We start from the raw sequence: 21051 nt of genomic DNA on the forward strand, positions 1-21051 counted from the left end.
GTCCGGCAGGGGACTAAATGTAATACGCGGTGCTGGTCATCAGCTTGCCCATGGCCGTCATGGCCAGGCGCGCCGGCAGGGGGGCGGTTTCGGCCCCCATCTCCTGCGCGGCTGCGCCGTGCGCCACCTCATCCACCCGCATCTGCTCGACGATGGCGCGCGACTTGGCGTCCTGCGGCGGCAGCTTGTCCAGGTGGCTGGCCAGATGCGCCTCCACCTGGCGCTCGGTCTCCACTACAAAGCCCAGGCTGCGCGCATCGCCCAGCACCGCCGCCACCGTGCCCAGCGCGTAGGCGCCGGCGTAAAACAGCGGATTGAGCACACTGATCTGCGAGCCCAGCTCGCCCAGGCGCTGCGCGGTCCAGGCCAGGTGGTCCTCTTCCTCGCGCGAAGCAATTTCAAACTGCCGGCGGATCTCCTCGCTGCGCGCGAAGCGCCCTTGCGAGTTGTACAGCGCCTGCGCCATCACTTCGCCCACGTGGTTCACGCGCATCAGGCCGGCCGCGTGGCGCTGCTCGGACTCGCTCAGCGCCGCATCGGCCGCATGCACGGCGGGGTTCGGACGCGAGGCCGACGCCACGCCCGCCACCACGCGCAGCGCCTTGTCGGCGCCGGCAATGAAACGGTCCAGGGGAGTATGGAAATGGTTTGCTGCCATGGTGCTCTGCTCAAGCTGGTTCAGAAGCCAGCATTTTACACCCCGCCTTCCCTCTCCTCGCGCAGGATGCGCTGGCGCTCGATCCAGTCCGCCACCGGCCCGCGCACGTCGATGCCGGACAAATCCTTGGCCACGCCCAGGTTCAGCCCCAGCAGGAAGGGAATGCTGTCGACCGGCACCGCGTCGCAGTACTCGCTGAAGGCGCGCAGGAAACGCGCCGACTCCACCACCTTGATCACCTTCTCGCCGCTCAGGTACTGCAGGATGCTGGTGATGCTGTGGCCCTTGCCGATGGCATGGTAGATGAAGCGGTTGTATTCCTTGTCCAGGCGCTTGAAGTCCAGCGTTTCCTTGGTCATCAGTCCGGACAGGTAATGCAGGCCCAGCGCCACCCGGAAGAAACCGGTGGCTTCGGACACGGTGGTGCCGCAGCGGGTTACCGCGAGAATCTTTTCCTTGGTGGCTGTGTCGATCAACAGACTGTTTTTCATAGTGGCACGACTATAGCAAGACAAAACCATTTTGTATCTTGCATGTGAGAATTTTGGCATGCTACCCTTGCTCACCATATTTACAACAGGACAATAAAATGCTCGAAGTTCAGGGCTTGGCCAAGCGCTTCCAGCTGCCCCGGCAGAAGGGCGCGGCACCGGCCACGCGCGATCCGCGCGGCCACGACGGCTGGTTCCATGCGGTGCGCGACGTCAGTTTCAGCTGCGCGCCCGGCGAAGTGCTGGGCCTGCTCGGCCCCAACGGCGCCGGCAAGACCACCACCCTGCGCCTGCTGTCGACCGCGCTCAAGGCGGACGCCGGCAAGGCCCTGGTGAACGGCGTGGATCTGTTGCAACAGCCGCTGCTGGCGCGCCAGCAGATTGGCTTCCTGTCCGGCTCCACCGGCCTGTACGGACGCCTGACGGCGCGCGAGAACGTCGAGTATTTCGGCCGCCTGCACGGCATGGACAGCGCCCACCTGAAGCGCCGCTGCGACTATTTGTTCGAATTGCTGCAGATGCAGGACTACGGCAGCAAGCGCGCCGACCAGCTGTCCACCGGCATGAAACAGAAGTGCGCCATCGCCCGCACCGTGGTGCACGAACCACAAATTGTTATCCTGGACGAGCCGACCACCGGCCTGGACGTGATGGCCTCCAAGATCCTGCTGGACTTCATCGCCAGCTACAAGGCGCTGCGCATACCGCTGGTGTTCTCCACCCACCACCTGCACGAGGTGGAAAAGCTGTGCGACCGCGTCTGCATCATCAACCACGGCAAGACCGCCTTCAACGGCACGGTCGACCAGCTGCGCCAGCTGGGCGGCAGCGCCGACCTGTACGACGCCTTTATCGGCGTCATCAACCGCGAGGACTGAGCCATGTGGACCATTTACCTCAAAGAAATCCTGGAGCTGGCGCGCGACCGCAAGACCTTCATCTTCACCGTGCTGATACCGGTGCTGGCCATGCCGCTCATCATGGGCGGCTTCAGCTACCTGTCCACCAATCTGTTCAACAAGGCGCGCACCGCCGAGCTGACCTATGCCGTGTTCGGCAAGGAATACGCCCCCGGCCTGGCGCAGCGCTTCACGGCCGAGCGCGGCTTCCGCGAAGTGGCGCTGGCCTCGCCCGAGCAGATCCGCAGCGCGATCGACAAGGAGGTGATCAAGTTCGCCCTGGTGATCCCGCCCGCCTACCAGCAGCGCCTGCAAGGCAAGGAGCAGGCCAGCGTGGCGCTGCATTACAACAGCGCGGTGAGCATGGACGTGATCCGCAAGCGCGTGTCGGCCGAGCTGGACGCGGTCAACGCCGAGCTGCGCGAGCACGAGCTGTCGGCGCTCAACCTGAGCAAGAAGCAGCTGCGCTTCGCCCTCAATCCCGTCATGCTGGAGGAGCGCTCCACGGCGGGCAAGCGGGAGCAGATGGGCGCCGTGCTGGGCGGCCTGCTGCCCTACTTCCTGCTGATGGGCTGCCTGATGGCGGCCATGTATCCGGCCATCGACCTGGGCGCGGGGGAAAAGGAGCGCGGCACGCTGGAAACGCTGCTGCTGGCGCCGGTGCCGCGCAGTTCCATCGTGCTGGCCAAATTCCTGGTGCTGTTCAGCATAGGCCTGACCTCGTCCCTGCTCATGGTGGGCAGCATGAGCGTGCTGCTGTTCGCCTTCGGCAGCGCGGCGCCGGCCGGCGTGGCCGCCATGGTCAGCTCCATCGGCGCGCTGGACATGGCCATGCTGGCGCTGATGCTGGCGCCCACCGCCGCCATCTTCGCCTCGGTGCTGCTGTCGCTGTCCATCTACGCCAAGAGCTACAAGGAGGCGGCCGGGCTGATCTCGCCGCTGATGCTGCTGTCGCTGCTGCCGGTGATGGTGGCCCTGCTGCCGGGCGTGGAACTGAACTGGCTGTGGGCCATGGTGCCGCTGACCAATGTGGCGCTGGCCATGAAGGAACTGGTCAAAGGCACTATGGATTACAGCATGTTCGCGGTGATCCTGGTGTCGAGCACGGTCACGGCCGGCGCGCTGCTGGCCCTGTGCCGCTGGTGGTTCAGCCGCGAACAGGTGCTGTTCCGGAACTAGCGGCCCGCTGCCCCGTTCCCCGCTTTGCGCGCTCTGGAACCCCGATTTTGCCGACTGTCGCAATCAAGCCACCGCTGAGCGGCAATTTCAATACAATGCCAACATTGAATAGTGGTACGGCCTGTTGCAGTGCAGCAGGTCACGACAGGAGTCAGCATGGAATTACGCATTCGCAATTTGTCCAAAACTTACGCCAACGGGGTGGTGGCGCTGGACAATATTTCGCTCACGATACCGGCCGGGATGTTCGGCTTGCTGGGGCCCAACGGCGCCGGCAAGTCCACCCTGATGCGGACGCTGGCGACGCTGCAGGAATGCGATTCCGGCTCGGTCTTCCTGGGCGAGCTGGACGTGCTGGACGAGAAGGACGAGATCCGCCGCCTGCTGGGCTATCTGCCGCAGGACTTCGGGGTCTATCCCAAGGTTTCGGCCTATGAGCTGCTGGACCATTTCGCGGTGCTCAAGGGCCTGTCCAACCGCGCCCGCCGGCGCGAAGTGGTGGACGGCCTGCTGCAGCAGACCAATCTGTTCGAGGTGCGCCACCAGAAGCTGGGCACCTTCTCGGGCGGCATGCGGCAGCGCTTCGGCATCGCCCAGGCCCTGCTGGGCGACCCGAAACTGATTATCGTGGACGAGCCCACGGCCGGCCTGGACCCGCAGGAGCGCGTGCGCTTCCACAACCTGCTGTCCGACATCGGCGAAGACCGCACCGTGATCCTGTCCACCCACATCGTCAGCGACGTGGCGGACCTGTGCGCCAATATGGCCATCATCAACAAGGGCCATCTGCTGCTCACCGGCCAGACCCAGCAGCTGATCGACGACATCAGCTGCAAGATCTGGGCGCGCTTCGTGGACAAGCGCGACCTGCAGCAGTTCCAGACCCGCCACGCCGTCATCTCCACCCGCTTGCTGTCCGGCCGCACGCTGATCCACGTCTACAGCGACGACGATCCGGGCGACGGTTTTGAGGAAGCCATCGGCGACCTGGAAGACCTGTACTTCGCCACCATCGCCGGCCGCCACAACGCCGCCGACAACTGCGATTAAGGCGGCCACCATGCTCGCCATCGCCCTGTTCGAAGCGCGCCAGCGCCTCAAGCTGCTGTCCACCTGGGTTTATTTCGGCATGTTTTTGCTGCTGGCCATGCTGTGGATGGCGGCCGCCGGCGGCGTGTTCAAGGAAGCCGTGGTCACCTTCGGCGGCCGCGTGTTCATCAACGCGCCGCGCTCCATCATGTTCACCGCCAGCTTCCTCGGCTGCCTGGGCGTGATCGTGGTGGCCGCCATGATGGGCCGCTCGGTGCAGCAGGACTTCGAATACGATATGCACCACTTCTTCTTCAGCGCGCCCATCCGCAAGTACCAGTACATGCTGGGCCGCTTCATCGGCGCCTACCTGACGCTGGCGGTGGTGTTCGCGTCCATCCTGCTGGGCGCCTGGCTGGGCACCTTCATCCCGGGCGTCGATCCCGAACGGCTGGGCAGCCCGCCGCTGGCCGCCTGGCTGATCCCCTATTTCGTCACGCTGCTGCCCAATCTGTTCATCTTCGGCGCCATCTTCTTCGTGCTGGCCGCGCTCACGCGGCGCATGCTGCCGGTCTATATTTCCAGCGTGGTCATGCTGATCGGCTACATCGTCGCGCCCGGCCTGGCGCGCGACCTGGACTACAAGACGCTGGCCGCGCTGATCGACCCCTTCGGCACCGCCGCCGCCATCAACCTCACCGAATACTGGCCCATCGCCGAGCGCAACACGCGCCTGGTGCTGCCGGAAGGCGTGTACCTGCTGAACCGCGTGATCTGGACCTCGTTCTCGGTGGTGGTGCTGCTGCTGGGCTACTGGCGCTTCCGCTTTGTCAGCAGCATAGACAGCGGCAAGGCCGACGCGCGCGGCGACGCCGAACCGCAGTTGCGCATCAGCCAGTCGGCCAGCCACACGCACGAGGCGCCGGACTTCAAGTCGCGCAGCCTGGGCTTGCTGCTGCTCAAAAACATCTACCTGAACCTGCGCGAAACGGTGAAGAACGTCTACTTCCTGGTGATCGTGCTGGCCGGCGTGCTGACCATGTTCGCCGGCGCGCTGGACATGGGCTCCATGTACGGCACCAAGACCTATCCGGTCACCTATATGGTGCTGGAAATGGTGTCGGAAACGTTCGCCCTGTTCATGCTGGTGCTGACCACCTTCTACGCAGGCGAGCTGGTGTGGCGCGAGCGCGAGAACCGCATGGCGCAGATGCTGGACGCGCTGCCGGTGCCGAGCTGGCTGCCGCTGCTGTCCAAGCTGTTCGCGCTGATCGGCCTGCAGGCGCTGCTGATGCTGGTGGTCATGGTCTGCGGCATGACGATACAGATCTTCCACGGCTACTTCCAGCTCGAACCCGGCTTGTACTTCCAGCACCTGTTCACCGTGCAGCTGCCGGCCTACGCGCTGGTGGCGGTGCTGGCCATTGCCGCGCAAGTGCTGATCAACCACAAATACATGGCGCACTTCGCCATGATCCTGTACTACGTGGCCAGCATCACCCTGCCCTCGCTGGGCATGGAACACCCGATGCTGGTGTACGGCACGTCGCCCAGCTTCGTCTACTCGGCCATGAACGGCTACGGCCACTACCTGGTGCGCGAGCGCTGGTTCGAACTGTACTGGAGCGGCGCGGCGCTGATCCTGGTGGTGCTGTCGCTGCTGTTCTGGGCGCGCGGCAACAACACCGAATGGCGCCAGCGCGTCTCGCTGGCGCGCCATGCGCTCACCATGCCGGTGCTGGCCACGCTGGCCCTGGGCGCAAGCATCTTCCTGGGCGCCGGCGGCGTGCTGTTCTACAACCTGCACATCGCCAACAACTACAAATCCGCCTACCGCCAGCTGGCCGAGCGCGCGGACTATGAACGCAAATACAAGCAGCTGGCCGGCCTGGCGCAGCCGCGCATCACGGACGTGCGGCTGGGCGTGGCCATCGAACCGGAAAAGCGCCGCCTGCAAGTGAAGGGCCGCTACATGCTCGAGAACAAGAGCGGCCAGCCCATCAGCGAAATCTACGTCACGCAGGATACGACGGCCGACATGCAGCCGCTGCGCTTCGGCCAGGTGGCGCACCTGAAGACCAGGGACGAGCAGCTGGGCGTGTACAGCTACACCCTGTCCACGCCGCTGGCGCCGGGTGCGCGCATGCCGCTGGAATTCGAACTGGTGTACGCGCCCAAAGGCATCCTCGGCCTGGGCCAGGACACGCCGGTGGTGGGCAACGGCACCTTCTTCAACAACACCAAGCTGCCGCACATCGGCTACCAGCGCCAGGCCGAGCTGACCGACCCGCGCGACCGCAAGCGCCACGGCCTGCCGGCGCAGGAACGCGCCCTGCCGCGCGACGATCCCAAAGGCCTGGCCAATAACTACATCGGCAGCGACGCCGACTGGGTGACCTTCGACGCCGTGGTCAGCACCAGCGCCGACCAGACCGCCGTGGCGCCCGGCACGCTGGAAAAGGAATGGAAAGCCAAGGGCCGGCGCTACTTCCACTACAAGATGGACAAGCCCATCCTGAACTTCTACGCCTTCCAGTCGGCCCGCTACACCGTCAAGCATGACTGGTGGCAGGACGTGGGCATAGAAATCTACTACCAGCCCGGCCACGAATATAATCTGGACCGCATGGCCAAGGGCGTGAAGGACGCGCTGGAGTACTACACCAGGAACTTCAGCCCCTACCAGCACAAGGTGGTGCACATTGTGGAGTTCCCGCGCTACGCCGCGTTCGCGCAGTCCTTCCCGAACACCATCCCGTATTCGGAAAGCGTGGGCTTCATCGCCAAGGTGGACGACAAGAATCCCAAGGACGTGGACTACCCCTTCTACGTGACGGCGCATGAAGTGGCGCATCAATGGTGGGCGCACCAGCTGGTGGGCGGCGACACGCGCGGCGCCACGGTGCTGAGCGAAACGCTGTCCGAGTACTCGGCGCTGATGGTGATGAAGAAGCAGTACGGCGCCGACAAGATGCGCCGCTTCCTGCGCTACGACCTGAACCATTACCTGATGGGCCGCGCGCTGGAAAACAAGAAGGAGCTGCCGCTGGCGGACAACGAGAACCAGCCCTACATCCACTACCGCAAGGGCAGCCTGGCCATGTACCAGCTGCAGGACATCCTGGGCGAAGAGCGGGTGAACGGCGTGCTGAAAGGCCTGCTGGCGCAGCACGCCTTCCACACCGCGCCCTATCCCAGCGTGACGGTGCTGGTGGATGCGCTGCGCAAGATTGCGCAGCCGGACCAGGCTTATCTGATCGACGACCTGTTCAACGCCATCGTGCTGCACGACAGCCGCGCGCTGAGCGCAACGGCGCGCAAGCGTCCGGACGGCAAATACGAGGTGACGCTGAAAGTCCACGCCAGCAAGCTGCGCGCGGACGAACTGGGGGCCGAGAAGGAAATGCCGATCCGCGACCTGATCGATGTGGGCGTGGACGACAAGGACGGCAACAGCCTGCTGCGCGAGCGCAAGCTGGTCACGCAAAAGGAAAGCACTTACACGCTGGTGGTCAGCGGCCGCCCGGCCAGGGCGGGCATCGATCCGGACAACAAGCTGATCGACCGCAAGCCGGACGACAATATGATCGCCGTCGAGCAGTGATTACCTGAGCAGCATGGCCTTGCGGTAAGGCGCGATGGGCGGTTTGGGGAACTGGACCGCCGCGTAGGACTGGCGGAAGCAGGCCGCCTTGCCGTTTTCCACGTCCGTCACGGTGCTGATGACTTTGCCGTTCGCGTCCAGCAGCAGCATGATGGTGACCGGATACTTGGACTTGCCGTGGCAGTTGCCGCGCTCGTCGAACTTCTGCGCGTTGTTGAAGGCGATGGACTCTTCCTCGTACTTGCTGACTTTCGGGTTCGGGAACTGGGCGTTGAATTTCGCCATTTCCGTGGTGAACTCGGGGTTCTTCGGCGAGGGCGCCTCGTCCTGGGCGGCGCTGGAGCCGGTCGGCGTGGTCTGGCAGGCGGACAGCAGCAGCGCGGCGCACAGGGCGCTCAATTTCAAGCAGGTATTTCGCATAATTTCTCCCAAAGCATGTAGTTGTTGTCACACTCTACACAGTTTGGGATTTATGCAGCGCACGCTGCAGAGTTGGCCGATTACGCGCTCAAGCGCAGCGCATGCCGGTTGGCGGCGCGCGGCGCGGCGGCGGCCGATTTGTGCAAGGTCAGCGCCGGCGCATGGCTATACGGCTCGGACAGCTTGAACACGCTCACCACGTCCGCCAGCGATTCCGCCTGCTCCTCCAGCGCGCCCGCGGCAGCGGCGGCCTCTTCCACCAGCGCCGCATTCTGCTGCGTCACATGGTCCATCTGGATAATCGCTTCATTGACCTGCTCGATGCCGGCGCTCTGTTCCATGCTGGCCGAGGTGATTTCGCCCATGATGTCGGTCACGCGCTTGATGCTGTCCACCACTTCGCTCATGGTCATGCCGGCCTGTTCGACCAGCTTGCTGCCGTTCTCAACCTTGCCCACCGAGTCGTCGATCAGCACCTTGATTTCCTTGGCGGCGGCGGCGCTGCGGTGCGCCAGATTGCGCACCTCCGTGGCCACCACCGCAAAACCACGACCCTGTTCGCCTGCACGGGCGGCCTCTACGGCGGCGTTCAGCGCCAGGATGTTGGTCTGGAAAGCAATGCCGTCGATCACGCTGATGATGTCGACGATCTTGCGCGCCGAAGCGTTGATCGATTCCATGGTGTCCACCACTTCGCCCACCACCTCGCCGCCGCGCTCGGCGACGTGCGACGCGGCCACGGCCAGCTGGTTGGCCTGGCGCGCATTGTCGGCGTTCTGCTTCACGGTCGAGGTCAGTTCCTCCATCGACGAAGCGGTCTCCTCCAGGCTGCCGGCTTGCTGCTCGGTGCGGCTGGACAGGTCCTGGTTGCCGGCGGCGATCTGGTGCGAGGCGGTGGCGATCTGGTCGGTGCCGGAACGCACTTCGCCGACGATGCGGACCAGGCCGTCGTTCATGGTTTTCAGCGCCTGCAGCAGCTTGCCGGTTTCGTCGCTGCTGTCGACGACGATGTCGCTGCGCAAGTCATTGGCGGCCACGGCGGTGGCAACTTCCACGGCGCGGCCCAGCGGCCGGGTAATGCCGGTGGTCAGGCGCCAGGCGCACAGGCCACCCAGCGCCAGCACGGCGGCGGCGAAGCCCAGCATGAAGCGGCGGTTTTTCTGGTAGCTGGCGTCGATGCGGGCCGCGTTGGCGTCTATGCTCTGGCGCTGCATGACCAGCAGGCCGCTGAGCGCGTCCAGGTAAGCCTTGCCGTCGGGGATGAAATTCTTTTCCAGCAGTTCGGCGGCTTCCTCGAACTTGTCTGCCTTCTTCAGCGCCACGATGCCGTCGCGCGACGCGACATAGCGCTTGCGCGCGGCGATCATGGTGGCAAACAGCTGCTTTTCCTCGCCGCTTTCCAGCAGCGGCTCAACCTTCTTTTGCAGCTCGTTCACTTCGCTGCTGGAAGCGGCGGCGTCGGCGGCAAAGAAGGGCCCCAGGCTGGCGTCGCTGGACTTGGAAATGGCGGTGGTGCGGCGCACGCTGGTGTGGATCAGGCGGTACCAGTCGGAAATCATGCGTTCCTTGGCCAGCGGCTGCTGCATCATTTCGCTGGTCGCTTCCGCCACGGCCTGCATATGGCTCAGGCCTATCCAGGTCATCAGCATAGTTAGCAGCAAGACAAGTCCAAAGCCGCCGGCGAGGCGGGTGCCAATTTTCAGGTTTTTCATTTTTTCTCTCAAAAACTAAATATGGGACACAGGCGGATTAACCGCGCCCCGGCTGAAAACTGGTGCCAGTGCGTCCATAGGGAAACAGCGATTACGACATTGAGACAGCGTGCGGCATGTGCGAAAAAGCCACACTCGTATTGACAGAACTGCTAGGGAAGGATAAGAGTGTAACACGGAGTTAAAATTAGTGCCTCGTGGAAACTACGTAGACGCAGACACAAGCTGGGCTGTACGCCCCGCGCGGGGCCGCATACCATTACGGTATGAAATCACTCATCCATACAAAATGGCCGCGCGCAGCGGCAATGGCAGCGGCCGGCTGCCTGTTCGCCGCCTCCGCAATGGCGGCCGGCCCCACTTACGGCACCCACGGCATGGCGCTGTTCGGCGGCAAGGAGGGCTTGTATGCCTCGCACCTGCCCATGTTCCATGCGCCGCACGACTACCAGGTGGTGCTGCAAGTGCACGTGGCGGACGCCAGGCTGGACGCGGCGCTGAAAAGCCGGCTGGACGGCAAGACCGCGCTGTGGACCGTGGACCCGGAGAAATTCGAACTGGACCGTTTGGCGCCGGACGCCGCCGCGCCGCTGCGCCAGTTCAAGGCCGACCTGGTGCTCGGCCATTTCGAGCAGGGCGGCAAGACGCAGTACAGCGCTGCAACATTGGTGGTGGATAAAGTTTTGCTGTTCCGGCCACTCTCGCCAGCCGAAAAAACAAACTCCACCGCAACTTATGTGCAAGTAGGCAACGGGAAACAGCGTTACCTCATCAAGGAGATCGACAGCCGTCCCGATTTCGATCATATTGTTTCTTACCGTGCAGCATCGCATGCGCCCTACGCACCGGCCACCATCGCCAAGGACGGCATGGCGGAACCGGACGCCAAAGCGCTGGCCGCCGCGCTGCAGGCAGCTCCGTCCGCCATACGCGGCACGGTCTACTTCTATACCGACGACTTGCGGTGATGACAGTTCCTGCGATCTATCAAGGCTTGTGGCGGCGCACCGGCATCTGGCGCAGCAATGGCACCAGCGACCTGAGCACTCAGGTCTGGTGGTTCCAGTCTGCCAGCTTCCATATCGACCTGCGCATTCCGATCGACCGTCCGTCGCTGGACAGCCGCGCCCAGCTGGCCGCGCTGGCGCCGGCGCAGCTGGCCCGTTTCAGCGCGCAAACCGGCTTTGCGGGCAGCACCGTGGTGGCGGGCGAGCGCTGCGAATGGCGGCCCGAAATCGCCTTCCCGGCGCTGAGCGCGGAACTGGACGCGGGCTGGATGCGCTTCGACAGCGAGGACGCGGTCCACGAAACCGGCCTAGACGCCAGCTACGAGGAAGACTGGGTACGCATGGCCGGCGCGCCGATGCGCGGCGTGCGGCTGGCGCCGGCTGGTGCGGCGGGCGGCGCCGCAGCGGCCTACCTGATTATCGGCGAACGCTGGATGGCCTGGGCTTGCGGCAGCCCCGCCGACGCCTATTCCCCGGCCGCGCCGCAGTCGTCCACCTGGGGCGAATTCACGGTGCTGCACAAAGGCGGCGGCTGGCGCATCGCCGGCTCCAACTGCGCCTGGAAGGAAGGCCAGGAAGTGCCCGGCGCGGACGCGCTGGCCACACAGCAGTTTTCGCTCGGGGACATCACCACCCTGCCCTTCGCCGGCGGCCACTGGCGCGTCACGTCGCTGGCGTAGGCGTTTCCAGCAGCTCCGGCCAAGCACACAGCAGCAAAAGCCAGACGGTAAACGCGCTGAGCGCTACCGCCAGATACGTTGGCGGAAACTGGATCGGACTGATCATCAGCTTGGCCCAGGCGGCAAGCGGTACCAGCAGCAGCGCAAAGGTCGCGCCCCGATAAGCGCGCTCCGGGTACCTGCCCCGCCATCCCACCGCGAACATCACAAAACCGGACGCCAGCAGGAACGCGCCGCCTATCACCAGTACCGTCACCTGCCACGGCGACACCGTCGCCTCCTCGGAAGAAAACGCGTTGAGGAACAGCGCCAGCGGAATGGAAACAAAGAGCATGCCAAAGCCCAGAAGTGCGCAGCACAAGCGCGTGCAAATAACGGCAACCGAAGTGAAAATGTTCATGAGCTGTCCCTGATGATGTGAATCATGCAAGCATAGGGACGGCCTGTGAAGCCATGATGCGCTGCGCGTGAACCCTGAATAAAAAAACGGGACCCGAAGGTCCCGTTTGCTTATTCCGCTGTGGCGGCGGCTTTTTTGGCGGCTGGCTTTTTGGCGGCCGGCTTGGCGGCGGCTTTTTTCGCCGCCGGCTTGGCTGCAGCTTTTTTGGCTGCCGGCTTCGCGGCGGCTTTCTTCGCTGCCACCTTTTTGGCCGGCGCCGCCGCTACCGCGGCTTCGCCTTCGGCGCCTTCCGCCTCGTCCGCCTTGCCTGCTTTCGGCTTGGCGCCCGGTTTGGCCTTGCGTTCTTCGAACTCGAAGCTGATCTTGCCGTCCTTGCCCTTGGTCAGGAAGGCCTTGAACGGACGGCGCGTGCGCTGCGAGACGAAGCCCGGCAGCAGGTCGGTCTTGCCGTCGTTGAGCAGCTTGCTCATCTGCTCGGGCAGGATCTCCTGCTGCAGGATGATGCGGCCGCTGCGGAAGTCGCAGGTCTTGGGCTTGGCCACGCTGTGCTCGCACACATAGGCCAGGCCCATCTCGTACACATTGGCAGCGCATTTCGGGCACGGACCGACCGGGGTCTGGCCGGTGAAGTCCACGCCCTCGCCGTCCTCGCCGCCTTCGTCGTTCTGGCCGAAGTCGAACTCCAGCTTGAAGTTGCTGATGTCCTCGTCGCGCACGATGCGCAGGATGGCGGCGAACGGGCGGCCCATCTTGGAGCGGAAGCCTTGCAGCGGACCGATGGTGCGGTTCTTCAGCAGTTCTTCCACTTCCGCGATTTCAAACTGGCGGCTGCCCGGCGTTTTGCTCATCGAGAATTCGCACTTGGTGCAGGCGAAACGGCGGTAGTTCTCTTTCACCACGCTGTTGCAGTTCGGGCAAGGCGTGACCAGGGTGGCGTAGTCGCCCGGTATGGTGTCGTTGTCGTATTCCTTGGCGCGCTTGACGATGATTTGCGTCATCTGGGCGATTTCGCGCATGAATTCCTCGCGCGAGATGCGGCCCTTTTCCATTTGCGACAGCTTGTATTCCCACTCGCCGGTGAGCTCCGGCGCCGTCAGTTCGTTCACGCCCAGGCCGCGCAGCAGCGTCATCAGCTGCGACGCTTTTGCGGTCGGAATCAGTTCGCGGCCTTCGCGCAGCAGGTATTTCTCGCCCAGCAGGCCCTCGATAATGGCGGCGCGCGTGGCTGGCGTGCCCAGGCCTTTGCCGGCCATGGCGTCGCGCAGCTCGTCGGAGTCAACCAGCTTGCCTGCGCCTTCCATGGCGGACAGCAGCGTCGCTTCCGAGTAGCGCGCAGGCGGCTTGGTGACCAGGCCGTTCGGCGTGACTTTCTCGGTCTTGACCTTCTCGCCCTTGGCGACCGGCACCAGCATGCCGCTGCCTTCCTTGTCGTCCTCGCCTACCGCGTCCTTGCCGTAGATGGCCATCCAGCCGGCGTTGGTCATGACCTTGCCTTCAGTTTTGAACTGGTGGCCGGACACTTCGGTGTAGCGGGTGGTGACCTGGAACTCGGCGGCCGGGAAGAACACGGCCATGAAGCGGCGCGTGACCAGGTCGTACAGCTTCTGTTCCGGTTCGGACAAATTCTTCGGAGCGATGCCGGTCGGAATGATGGCAAAGTGATCCGAGATCTTGGTGTTGTCGAAGATGCGCTTGTTCGGCTTGACCCAGCCCTTGCTCAGGATCTGCTTGGCAAAGGTGTGGTAGTTATGGTTCTCGCCCAGCACGCCCAGCACTTCCTTGACGGTGTCCAGGTAGTCTTCCGGCAGGTGGCGCGAATCGGTACGCGGGTAGGTCAGCACCTTGTGCTTTTCGTACAGCGCCTGGGCCAGGCCCAGCGTGTTCTTGGCCGAGAAGCCGAAGCGGCCGTTGGCCTCGCGCTGCAAGCTGGTCAGGTCGAACAGGCCGGGCGCCATCGAGGTGGTCGGCTTGGACTCCTCGGTGACGTTACCCTGCTTGCTGCGGCAGGCCAGCGCGATGCTGTCGGCGGCGGCCTTGGACCACAGGCGCTCGGCGCGTTTCTCCGGATCGTGCTCGTCCTTCTTGAAGCCGGTGTCCATCCAGCGGCCTTCGTACACGCCGGCCGCGCAGATGAACTCGGCGCGCACTTCCCAGTAGTCGCGCGAGACGAATTTCTTGATCTTTTCTTCGCGCTCGACCACGATGGACAGGGTCGGCGTCTGCACGCGGCCCACGGTGGTCAGGTAGAAGCCGCCCTCTTTCGAGTTGAACGCGGTCATGGCGCGGGTGCCGTTGATGCCGATCAGCCAGTCCGCTTCCGAACGGCAGCGCGCGGCGTCCGCCAGCGGCAGCATTTCCTCGTCCGAGCGCAGGCTGTTGAAGCCTTCGCGGATGGCGTTGGGCGTCATCGACTGCAGCCACAGGCGCTGCACCGGCTGCTTGGCCTTGGCGTTCTGCGCAATCAGGCGGAAGATCAGTTCACCTTCGCGGCCCGCGTCGCATGCGTTGATCAGGCCGGTGACGTCCTTGCGTTTGATCAACTTGTTGAGCACTTTCAGGCGCGACTCGGTCTTGGCGATCGGATTCAGCGCGAAGTACGGCGGGATCATGGGCAGGTGGGCGAAGCTCCACTTGCCGCGCTTGACGTCGTGCTCTTCCGGCACCGCGATTTCCAGCAGGTGGCCGACCGCCGAGGACAGCACGTAGTCGTCGGACTCAAAGTACTCATCGTGCTTGGTAAAGCCGCCCAGCGACTTCGCGATATCGTTCGCGACAGATGGCTTCTCGGCGATGATGAGGGTTTTGCTCATATTTTGTATTCTCTTGTTTTTTTACTCTGGATTTGGCGCAGCATGCGCATCATACAGAACATTCTTATACCGCATGCTGAACTTTTGCAATCCCGCCAGGGTTGCTTCGGCTTGGCGGCACGGCGCTGCAGAGGGTGGTCTTGCGGTGCGCAAGCGGGGAACAACGGGAAGCGTGTCAGTGCAGCAGGCGCGGCATTTGATCTTCATCGGAACCGAACAGGTCGTCAAACATCAAGGCGTCCGGTTCCTTGCCCTGGCTCCACAGCAGCATCAGGACGATGACTTTCAGCTTGCCCAGCGACACCGGCACTTCCTCCAGCGCCAGCGCACGTTCGATGACGATTTCACGCTGCAAGGGCGACAACACCTGGGCGCTTTCCAGGAACTGGATAAAGCCGATGGCGGCGGTGCCCAGCGCGTCCTGCTCCTCCTCCACATAGTAGCGGGTGCCGGTGGAGGCGGCCGTCAGCGTCTGTTCGACTCCCGCCATTTCATTCAGGTCGGTGAGCCAGACCAGCGCTTCGGAGATCTCCTCGTCGTCGAAACCGACGGCCGACAGTTTCCTTGCCAAGGCGGCCGGTTCCGGGCACGCATCGGGGCGGTAATAAGTCTCGTAGAGATAAACAAGGATGTCGAACATGGCGCTACTCTAACAGTTAAGAACGGCGAAACACAAGCCCTGCACCGCATCGTCACAGGCCCCGGCGGTGCAGGCGCTGAAAAATTCCTCCCGGCAATCGCTCGACCAGGCCGGCCAGTTCCAGCGCCAGCAGATGGCTGTGCGCGTCGGCGGCGGACAGGCCGGCGCGCAGCGCCAGCGCGTCGGCCGGGGCCGGATCATGCCCGAGCGCGAGCAGCAGCGCCTCCAGTTCCGCGCGCAGCTGCACGGTGGCCTGCTGCCGCTCGGCGCCGGCGCCACGGGGCGCCTCCGGCAGCATGTCCTCCAGCACGTCGGCGGCGGTTTCCACCAGCTTGGCCTGGCCGGACCGTATCAGCGCGTGGCAGCCCTTGCTCAGCGTGGCGTGGATGGAGCCGGGCAAGGCGAACACTTCGCGGCCCTGGTTGAGCGCGTAGCGCGCGGTGATGAGCGAGCCGGACTGCGCCGCCGCCTCGATCACCAGCACGCCGCGCGCCAGGCCGCTGATGATGCGGTTGCGGCGCGGGAAATTGTCCGGCAAGGGCGCCGTGCCGAGCGGGTATTCGCTGACGATGCAGCCCTCGGCGGCGATGCGCAGCGCCAGTTCGCGGTTGCGGGCCGGGTACAGGCGGTCGATGCCGGTGCCCAGCACGGCCACGGTGCCGGCCCCGTCTGCGCCACCCGCACCGGCCGCCAGCGCGCCCGCGTGGGCCGCCGCGTCTATGCCCAGCGCCAGCCCGGACACAATCACCAGCCCGGCGGCCGACAGCGCGGCGGCGAAGCGGTCCGCATTCTCCACACCCTGCACGCTGGCGTTGCGGGCGCCGACGATGGCCGCCGCCGGCCGGTACAGCAGTTCGCGCCGCCCTCTTGTATACAGCAGCAGCGGCGCGGCGGGGATCTGGCGCAGCTGGGGCGGGAAAGCGGGGTCGTCCAGCGCCATCAGCGCGTGGCCGGGCTGCTCCAGCCAGCGCAGCGTGGCGTCCGCCAGGCGCCCGGCCTCGTCCAGCAGCGCGGCCGGGGGCGAGCGCAGCGCCTGCACAGCGGGGCCGACCAGGCTGCCGGCCAGCACCTCGGCCAGCACGCGCTGCAGATCGGCGGGCTCGGCCTGGAAAACACGGTCGGGATGGGAAAATTCGGCGATCAGCTCGGCGCCGGCGGTCACGCCCACGCCGGGCGTGAGCTGCAGCCGCAGCCAGCTGGCGATGGCCGCGCGGCCCAGGGGCTGGGGGGCGGCAAGGGCCGGCCCCGGACCGGCGGCGGCTGCCGTGGCGGCGGGGCTGGCGGCAGGCTGGCTGCCGCTGTCGGGGGGATCCGTGGCTTGCACGGCGCGGTTTACTCCGGCGATTTGGCGACGTCGCCCACTTCCACTGGCGCCGTTACCTGCATGATCAGGCCGTAAGAAATATGCTTGAACACGCGGAAGATAAACAAGCTGCCCACTTCCTCGTCCGGCAGCTTGACCTGCGGATTCCCCATGTTGAGCCAGCCTTTGCTGGCGCCTGGATCGGTCACCGTCTGCCCCCTATGGTACAGCTGCAGCACAGATCCGATATCGAGTCCGTCAAGCTTTCCGCGATTAATGCTGACCACCTGGTTCTGGCCCGCGTGGCTCACGCCGCCGTAAATGGCCACCACGGCCGCGTCCACCTTGCGCTCCGGCGGGTGCGGCACGTAGTTCTGCATGGGCGTGGGCGGGGACTGCATCAGCAGGTCGCCCTTGCCCATTTCCTCTTTGGCCGTGGCCACCAGGAAGGTATGCACCTCGGAACCGGGCTTGGCGGCGGTCTGCAGTTTGAGCGTGCCTAAATAGAAGGCTTCCTGGCCGATGACGGCCTTGGTAACGGGGTCTTTCAGAGGCTTGCCAGGGCGGAACACCTGGAAGGAGGTGCCGTCCTTCAGGTCGCCGCGCACATAGGCTTTCTCGTCCTTGCCCAGGAAAACGTGGCCTTCCTGCGCCGCAATGATGCGCGGCGCGTTCTTCAGCTCGTCTTCCTCGATGATCAGCGGCTGGGTCAGGAAGGGCTCGATGTCGCCGGTCGGGATGGACTGCACGGCGTCCTTGCCCAGGCCCTCCATGCGCAGCTGGGGCGACAGCCGCAGCGCGGACGGATCGCCGGCTCCGGCGCCCTCGCCCACCCGGCTGCCCAGGCGCAGGCGGCCTGCGGCACGGTCCAGGTAGACGATCTGGCCCGGATAAATCCAGTGCGGATTGCGGATTTCCTCGCGGTTCATGCCCCACACCTGGGGCCAGCACCACGGCCGCTCCAGGAATTTGCCGGAAATGCCCCACAGGGTATCGCCGCGCACCACCACGTGCTGGTCCGGCGCATTCGGCCGGAATTCGCAGTTCAGGGATTGCGCAGAGGCTGCCGTGGCACTGGAAATAAGCGTCGCGATCAACAGGCGTGCGCCGACTGTGCTAAAATTTTTCATTAAGATGTCCGTTAAAGGCGGGCATGGACGAAAGGCTGGATCGCGACCTGAAGGTTGCCCTGCTGAATCAAATTCTGCCCATAATACCCTGAACTAGCAAGAGAAACCACGCTGCGCAGCAGGGTGCGCCTGTTGCATTTTTAAGTCACACCACGAATCCGCATGTCCATACTGAATATCCTCCGCTATCCCGACCCGCGCCTGCACAAGATTGCGCAGCCCGTCACCGCCTTCGACGCGCGCCTGGCCAAACTGGTCGCCGACATGGCCGACACCATGTACGAGGCGCCCGGCGTAGGCTTGGCCGCCACCCAGGTGGACGTGCATGAGCGCGTTGTCGTCATCGACACCTCGGAAGACAAGAGCAATCTGCTCGCCTTCATCAACCCGGAAATCATCTGGTCAAGCGAAGAGCGCACCGTGTACGACGAGGGCTGCCTGTCGGTGCCCGGCGTGTACGACGGCGTGGAGCGCCCGTCCAAGGTGAAGGTACGCGCTTTCGACGTGAAGGGCGAGCAGTTTGAACTGGAAGCGGACGGCCTGCTGGCCGTGTGCATCCAGCACGAAATGGACCACCTGGTGGGCAAGGTGTTCGTGGAATACCTGTCGCCGCTCAAGCGCAACCGCATTAAAACGCGCATGATGAAGGAAGAACGCGGCATGGCGCGCGAAAAAGCGCTGCGGGAACAAGGCCGCCGCATCTGATCCCCGGCGGGTTGCGCACTGCGTGCCAACCCGCCCTACGTGCCGTCTCAAGAGGACAATAGAATGAAAATAATCTTCGCGGGCACACCCGAATTCGCAGCCGTGGCGCTGCAAAGCCTGCACGAGGCGGGATTTGAGATCCCCCTGGTGCTGACCCAGCCCGACCGCCCCGCCGGACGCGGCATGCATCTGCACCCGTCCGCCGTCAAGCAATACGCCGTGGCGCACAATATTCCCGTGGCCCAGCCGCTGTCGCTGCGCATGGACAGCAAGGACCCGCAGCGCGCCGCCGAAGCCCGGCAGGCCCACGAGCTGCTGCTGGCCACCGACTACGACGCGATGGTGGTGGCCGCCTACGGCCTGATCCTGCCGCGCAGCACGCTGGACATCAAGCCCTGCATCAACATCCACGGTTCGCTGCTGCCGCGCTGGCGCGGCGCCGCGCCCATCCACCGCGCCATCGAATCGGGCGACGCGGAGACCGGCGTCACCATCATGCAGATGGAAGAAGGCCTGGACACCGGTCCCATGCTGCTGATCGAGCGCCTGCCCATCGGCCCGCAGGACAGCACCGGCGTGCTGCACGACAAGCTGGCCGCCATGGGCGCGCGCATGATCGTCAAGGTGATGCAGAAGATGGACAGCGGCATCGTGGAAGCGGTGCCGCAGCCGGAAGCGGGCGTGACCTACGCCGCCAAGATCAGCAAGGAAGAAGCGGCGCTGGACTTCAACCAGTCCGCGCGCGAGATCGGCCGCAAGATCCGCGCTTTCAATCCCTTCCCCGGCGCGCATGGCGACGTGAACGGCGTCACCATCAAGCTGTGGGGCGCGGAAGTGCTGGACGCGGACAGCTCGGCGCCCGCCGGCCAGGTGCTGGCGGCCGACGCGCAGCACGGCATCGTGGTGGCCTGCGGCGGCGGCGGCTCGCTGCGCCTGACCGAACTGCAAAAGCCGGGCGGCAAGCGCCTGCCGGCTTCCGAGTTCATCAAGGGCTTTGCGCTGGATGGCTTGCGCTTCGCCTGAGCGGTGGGCGCGCAGTTGACTGAACCCGGGCGCATCGACCAGCTGGCCGCGCTGCGCGCCCTGCGCCGCGTGGTCGAACTGGGCAGCTTCACGGCTGCCGCCGAGGCGCTGGGCCTCAGCCACACCGCCGTCTCGCGCCAGATCAAGCAGCTGGAAGCCCACCTCGGCGCCCAGCTGCTGAACCGCACCACGCGCCGCTTCGCCCTCACCGGCGCCGGGAAGCAATACTACGAAGCCAGCCGCCAGATCCTCGACGCCCTCGACGACGCCGACCGCGCCGTGACCGCGCACCAGGCGCGCCCTTCCGGCACCCTGCGCATCAACGCGCCCATGGCCTTCGGCACGCTGGAGCTGGCCGCCTGGCTGCCCGCCTTCATCGCGCAATACCCCGAATTGACGGTGGACCTGGTCTGCAACGACCGGATAGTCGACCTGATCGAGGACAGCTTCGACGTCGCGCTGCGCCTCACGCGCGGCCTGCCCGACTCCACGCTGATCGCCAAAAAACTGGCCGACAGCCCGCTGCTGCTGGCCGCCAGCCCCGCCTACCTGAAGCAGCAAGGCACGCCGCGCACGCCCGCCGATCTGGAGCGGCACAACTGCCTGGTTTACACGCAGGCGCAGCACCCGCGCGTGTGGACTTTCCTCAGCGCCGGCGGCGGCGAGGAGAGCGTGACCGTGCAAGGCAGCCTGCAAGCCAACACCAGCGTGGCCCTGCGCGCCGCCGCGCTGGCCGGCCTTGGCATCATCAGCGCCGCCTCCTTCATCGTGCACGAAGACGTGCGGCGCGGCGCCTTGACCGCGCTGCTGCCCGACTACCCGCAGCGCCCGCGCGAACTGTACGCCCTCTACCCGCAGAGCCGCCACCTGTCCCCGAAAGTACGCGCCTTCATCGACTTCGCCACCAAGCACTACCGCGAGCGCGGCTGGGCCTAGGCTTGCGCCGCCATCGCCTTCTGCACCGCGCGGTATTGCTGGGTGAGGCCGCCGTAGCCCCAGGCGGCGGGGCGGGCGTCGTCGATGTGAACGTAGCTGACCTCGTGCAAAGGCCCCAGCAAGCCTGCCATTTCTTCGAACACGGCCTTGATGTAAGCCGCCTTTTCGCTGGCGGTGTTGGTTTCGTCGGTGATTTTGATGTCGAGGAAGAAGCTGGCTTTCTCCTGCTGCGCCAGCGGCGCGGCGCCGATGTACCAGTGCTGCGGCGCCACGTGCGAAATGGCGATGGAAGTGAGCGGCTGCGCCTTGTGCAGGATGTCATTGGTCAGGCGCAGCAGGATGGCGGCGGCGCGCTGCGATTGCTCGGCGCTTGGAGCGGTGGACAGGGTGAGGTTCAGGATGGGCATGGCGCTACTCCTACGATA

General features: G+C 64.9%; 19 protein-coding genes. 9 read left to right on the top strand and 10 right to left on the bottom strand.

The annotated features are described in order from the left end of the window. Positions 1 to 13: 13 nt before the first annotated feature. On the bottom strand, positions 14 to 658 hold the full coding sequence (coq7, locus tag AC07S4_RS09410) for a 2-polyprenyl-3-methyl-6-methoxy-1,4-benzoquinone monooxygenase (protein WP_494986382.1): 645 nt from the start codon (positions 656 to 658) through the stop codon (positions 14 to 16). 35 nt (positions 659 to 693) lie between these two features. Further along, positions 694 to 1149, bottom strand: coding sequence for a hypothetical protein (locus AC07S4_RS09415; protein ID WP_494986383.1), 456 nt, complete (start codon positions 1147 to 1149; stop codon positions 694 to 696). A 98-nt stretch (positions 1150 to 1247) separates the two neighbouring features. On the opposite strand from AC07S4_RS09415, the gene AC07S4_RS09420 reads away from it, so the two are divergent. The 4 genes from AC07S4_RS09420 (at position 1248) to AC07S4_RS09435 (ending at position 7860) form a co-directional block, all read left to right on the top strand. After that, entirely contained in the window at positions 1248 to 2027 is a 780-nt protein-coding gene (locus tag AC07S4_RS09420; RefSeq protein WP_494986384.1) for an ABC transporter ATP-binding protein, read from the top strand. Positions 2028 to 2030: 3 nt separating this feature from the next. Beyond that, positions 2031 to 3227 carry an ABC transporter permease gene (locus tag AC07S4_RS09425; RefSeq protein ID WP_494986385.1) on the top strand — a complete coding sequence of 399 codons (1197 nt, stop codon included), beginning with the start codon at positions 2031 to 2033 and terminating at the stop codon, positions 3225 to 3227. A 156-nt stretch (positions 3228 to 3383) separates the two neighbouring features. Further along, positions 3384 to 4277 (top strand): ABC transporter ATP-binding protein, encoded by an 894-nt coding sequence (locus tag AC07S4_RS09430; RefSeq protein ID WP_494986386.1) that lies wholly within the window; start codon positions 3384 to 3386, stop codon positions 4275 to 4277. 10 nt (positions 4278 to 4287) lie between these two features. Further along, the gene (locus AC07S4_RS09435) at positions 4288 to 7860 is read left to right on the top strand and encodes an ABC transporter permease/M1 family aminopeptidase (protein WP_494986387.1); all 3573 of its coding nucleotides are present in this window, start codon (positions 4288 to 4290) and stop codon (positions 7858 to 7860) included. Here the strand turns inward: AC07S4_RS09435 and AC07S4_RS09440 are convergent, their stop codons facing one another. Both AC07S4_RS09440 and AC07S4_RS09445 read right to left on the bottom strand, forming a co-directional pair. Then, positions 7861 to 8280 carry a hypothetical protein gene (locus tag AC07S4_RS09440; RefSeq protein ID WP_494986388.1) on the bottom strand — a complete coding sequence of 140 codons (420 nt, stop codon included), beginning with the start codon at positions 8278 to 8280 and terminating at the stop codon, positions 7861 to 7863. An 80-nt stretch (positions 8281 to 8360) separates the two neighbouring features. Further along, complete coding sequence (locus AC07S4_RS09445; protein ID WP_494986389.1) at positions 8361 to 9992, bottom strand: methyl-accepting chemotaxis protein; 1632 nt, start codon at positions 9990 to 9992, stop codon at positions 8361 to 8363. 308 nt (positions 9993 to 10300) lie between these two features. Here AC07S4_RS09445 and AC07S4_RS09450 point away from each other — a divergent pair, with 308 nt between their 5' ends. Further along, positions 10301 to 10960 carry a hypothetical protein gene (locus tag AC07S4_RS09450; RefSeq protein ID WP_494986390.1) on the top strand — a complete coding sequence of 220 codons (660 nt, stop codon included), beginning with the start codon at positions 10301 to 10303 and terminating at the stop codon, positions 10958 to 10960. Then, positions 10960 to 11679: a hypothetical protein gene (locus AC07S4_RS09455; RefSeq protein WP_494986391.1), complete on the top strand. Its 720-nt coding sequence runs from the start codon at positions 10960 to 10962 to the stop codon at positions 11677 to 11679. The genes AC07S4_RS09450 and AC07S4_RS09455 overlap by 1 nt, the downstream gene beginning before the upstream one ends. On the opposite strand, the gene AC07S4_RS09460 is transcribed toward AC07S4_RS09455, so the two are convergent. The 5 genes from AC07S4_RS09460 to AC07S4_RS09480 form a co-directional block, all read right to left on the bottom strand. Next, complete coding sequence (locus tag AC07S4_RS09460; RefSeq protein WP_494986392.1) at positions 11663 to 12079, bottom strand: hypothetical protein; 417 nt, start codon at positions 12077 to 12079, stop codon at positions 11663 to 11665. The genes AC07S4_RS09455 and AC07S4_RS09460 overlap by 17 nt on opposite strands. Positions 12080 to 12189: 110 nt before the next feature. Then, positions 12190 to 14889 (bottom strand): DNA topoisomerase III, encoded by a 2700-nt coding sequence (locus AC07S4_RS09465; protein ID WP_494986393.1) that lies wholly within the window; start codon positions 14887 to 14889, stop codon positions 12190 to 12192. Between the two features lie 175 nt (positions 14890 to 15064). Then, on the bottom strand, positions 15065 to 15529 hold the full coding sequence (locus AC07S4_RS09470) for a Smg family protein (protein WP_161071709.1): 465 nt from the start codon (positions 15527 to 15529) through the stop codon (positions 15065 to 15067). 52 nt (positions 15530 to 15581) lie between these two features. Continuing rightward, complete coding sequence (gene dprA, locus AC07S4_RS09475; RefSeq protein ID WP_494986394.1) at positions 15582 to 16853, bottom strand: DNA-processing protein DprA; 1272 nt, start codon at positions 16851 to 16853, stop codon at positions 15582 to 15584. A gap of 8 nt (positions 16854 to 16861) precedes the next feature. Then, positions 16862 to 17962 carry a LysM peptidoglycan-binding domain-containing protein gene (locus tag AC07S4_RS09480; protein ID WP_494986395.1) on the bottom strand — a complete coding sequence of 367 codons (1101 nt, stop codon included), beginning with the start codon at positions 17960 to 17962 and terminating at the stop codon, positions 16862 to 16864. Positions 17963 to 18124: 162 nt separating this feature from the next. Here AC07S4_RS09480 and def point away from each other — a divergent pair, with 162 nt between their 5' ends. From def to AC07S4_RS09495, 3 genes are all read left to right on the top strand, one after another. Continuing rightward, positions 18125 to 18667, top strand: coding sequence for a peptide deformylase (gene def, locus AC07S4_RS09485; protein ID WP_494986396.1), 543 nt, complete (start codon positions 18125 to 18127; stop codon positions 18665 to 18667). A 63-nt stretch (positions 18668 to 18730) separates the two neighbouring features. Then, the gene (gene fmt / locus AC07S4_RS09490; protein ID WP_494986397.1) at positions 18731 to 19690 is read left to right on the top strand and encodes a methionyl-tRNA formyltransferase; all 960 of its coding nucleotides are present in this window, start codon (positions 18731 to 18733) and stop codon (positions 19688 to 19690) included. Between the two features lie 15 nt (positions 19691 to 19705). Then, positions 19706 to 20626 (top strand): LysR family transcriptional regulator, encoded by a 921-nt coding sequence (locus AC07S4_RS09495; RefSeq protein ID WP_494986398.1) that lies wholly within the window; start codon positions 19706 to 19708, stop codon positions 20624 to 20626. On the opposite strand, the gene AC07S4_RS09500 is transcribed toward AC07S4_RS09495, so the two are convergent. Continuing rightward, a complete protein-coding gene (locus AC07S4_RS09500) occupies positions 20623 to 21033 on the bottom strand; it encodes a tautomerase family protein (protein ID WP_494986399.1) in 411 nt (136 codons plus the stop codon). The two genes, AC07S4_RS09495 and AC07S4_RS09500, sit on opposite strands and share 4 nt — an antisense overlap. Between the last annotated feature and the right edge of the window lie 18 nt (positions 21034 to 21051).

This window comes from Pseudoduganella sp. GW821-FHT05F09, from assembly GCF_059419605.1.

Coding starts and splice junctions, on each gene's coding strand:
- coq7 (WP_494986382.1), bottom strand. CDS start 658: ATGGCAGCAAACCATTTCCATACTCCCCTGGACCGTTTCATTGCCGGC.
- AC07S4_RS09415 (WP_494986383.1), bottom strand. CDS start 1,149: ATGAAAAACAGTCTGTTGATCGACACAGCCACCAAGGAAAAGATTCTC.
- AC07S4_RS09420 (WP_494986384.1), top strand. CDS start 1,248: ATGCTCGAAGTTCAGGGCTTGGCCAAGCGCTTCCAGCTGCCCCGGCAG.
- AC07S4_RS09425 (WP_494986385.1), top strand. CDS start 2,031: ATGTGGACCATTTACCTCAAAGAAATCCTGGAGCTGGCGCGCGACCGC.
- AC07S4_RS09430 (WP_494986386.1), top strand. CDS start 3,384: ATGGAATTACGCATTCGCAATTTGTCCAAAACTTACGCCAACGGGGTG.
- AC07S4_RS09435 (WP_494986387.1), top strand. CDS start 4,288: ATGCTCGCCATCGCCCTGTTCGAAGCGCGCCAGCGCCTCAAGCTGCTG.
- AC07S4_RS09440 (WP_494986388.1), bottom strand. CDS start 8,280: ATGCGAAATACCTGCTTGAAATTGAGCGCCCTGTGCGCCGCGCTGCTG.
- AC07S4_RS09445 (WP_494986389.1), bottom strand. CDS start 9,992: ATGAAAAACCTGAAAATTGGCACCCGCCTCGCCGGCGGCTTTGGACTT.
- AC07S4_RS09450 (WP_494986390.1), top strand. CDS start 10,301: ATGGCAGCGGCCGGCTGCCTGTTCGCCGCCTCCGCAATGGCGGCCGGC.
- AC07S4_RS09455 (WP_494986391.1), top strand. CDS start 10,960: ATGACAGTTCCTGCGATCTATCAAGGCTTGTGGCGGCGCACCGGCATC.
- AC07S4_RS09460 (WP_494986392.1), bottom strand. CDS start 12,079: ATGAACATTTTCACTTCGGTTGCCGTTATTTGCACGCGCTTGTGCTGC.
- AC07S4_RS09465 (WP_494986393.1), bottom strand. CDS start 14,889: ATGAGCAAAACCCTCATCATCGCCGAGAAGCCATCTGTCGCGAACGAT.
- AC07S4_RS09470 (WP_161071709.1), bottom strand. CDS start 15,529: ATGTTCGACATCCTTGTTTATCTCTACGAGACTTATTACCGCCCCGAT.
- AC07S4_RS09480 (WP_494986395.1), bottom strand. CDS start 17,962: ATGAAAAATTTTAGCACAGTCGGCGCACGCCTGTTGATCGCGACGCTT.
- def (WP_494986396.1), top strand. CDS start 18,125: ATGTCCATACTGAATATCCTCCGCTATCCCGACCCGCGCCTGCACAAG.
- fmt (WP_494986397.1), top strand. CDS start 18,731: ATGAAAATAATCTTCGCGGGCACACCCGAATTCGCAGCCGTGGCGCTG.
- AC07S4_RS09500 (WP_494986399.1), bottom strand. CDS start 21,033: ATGCCCATCCTGAACCTCACCCTGTCCACCGCTCCAAGCGCCGAGCAA.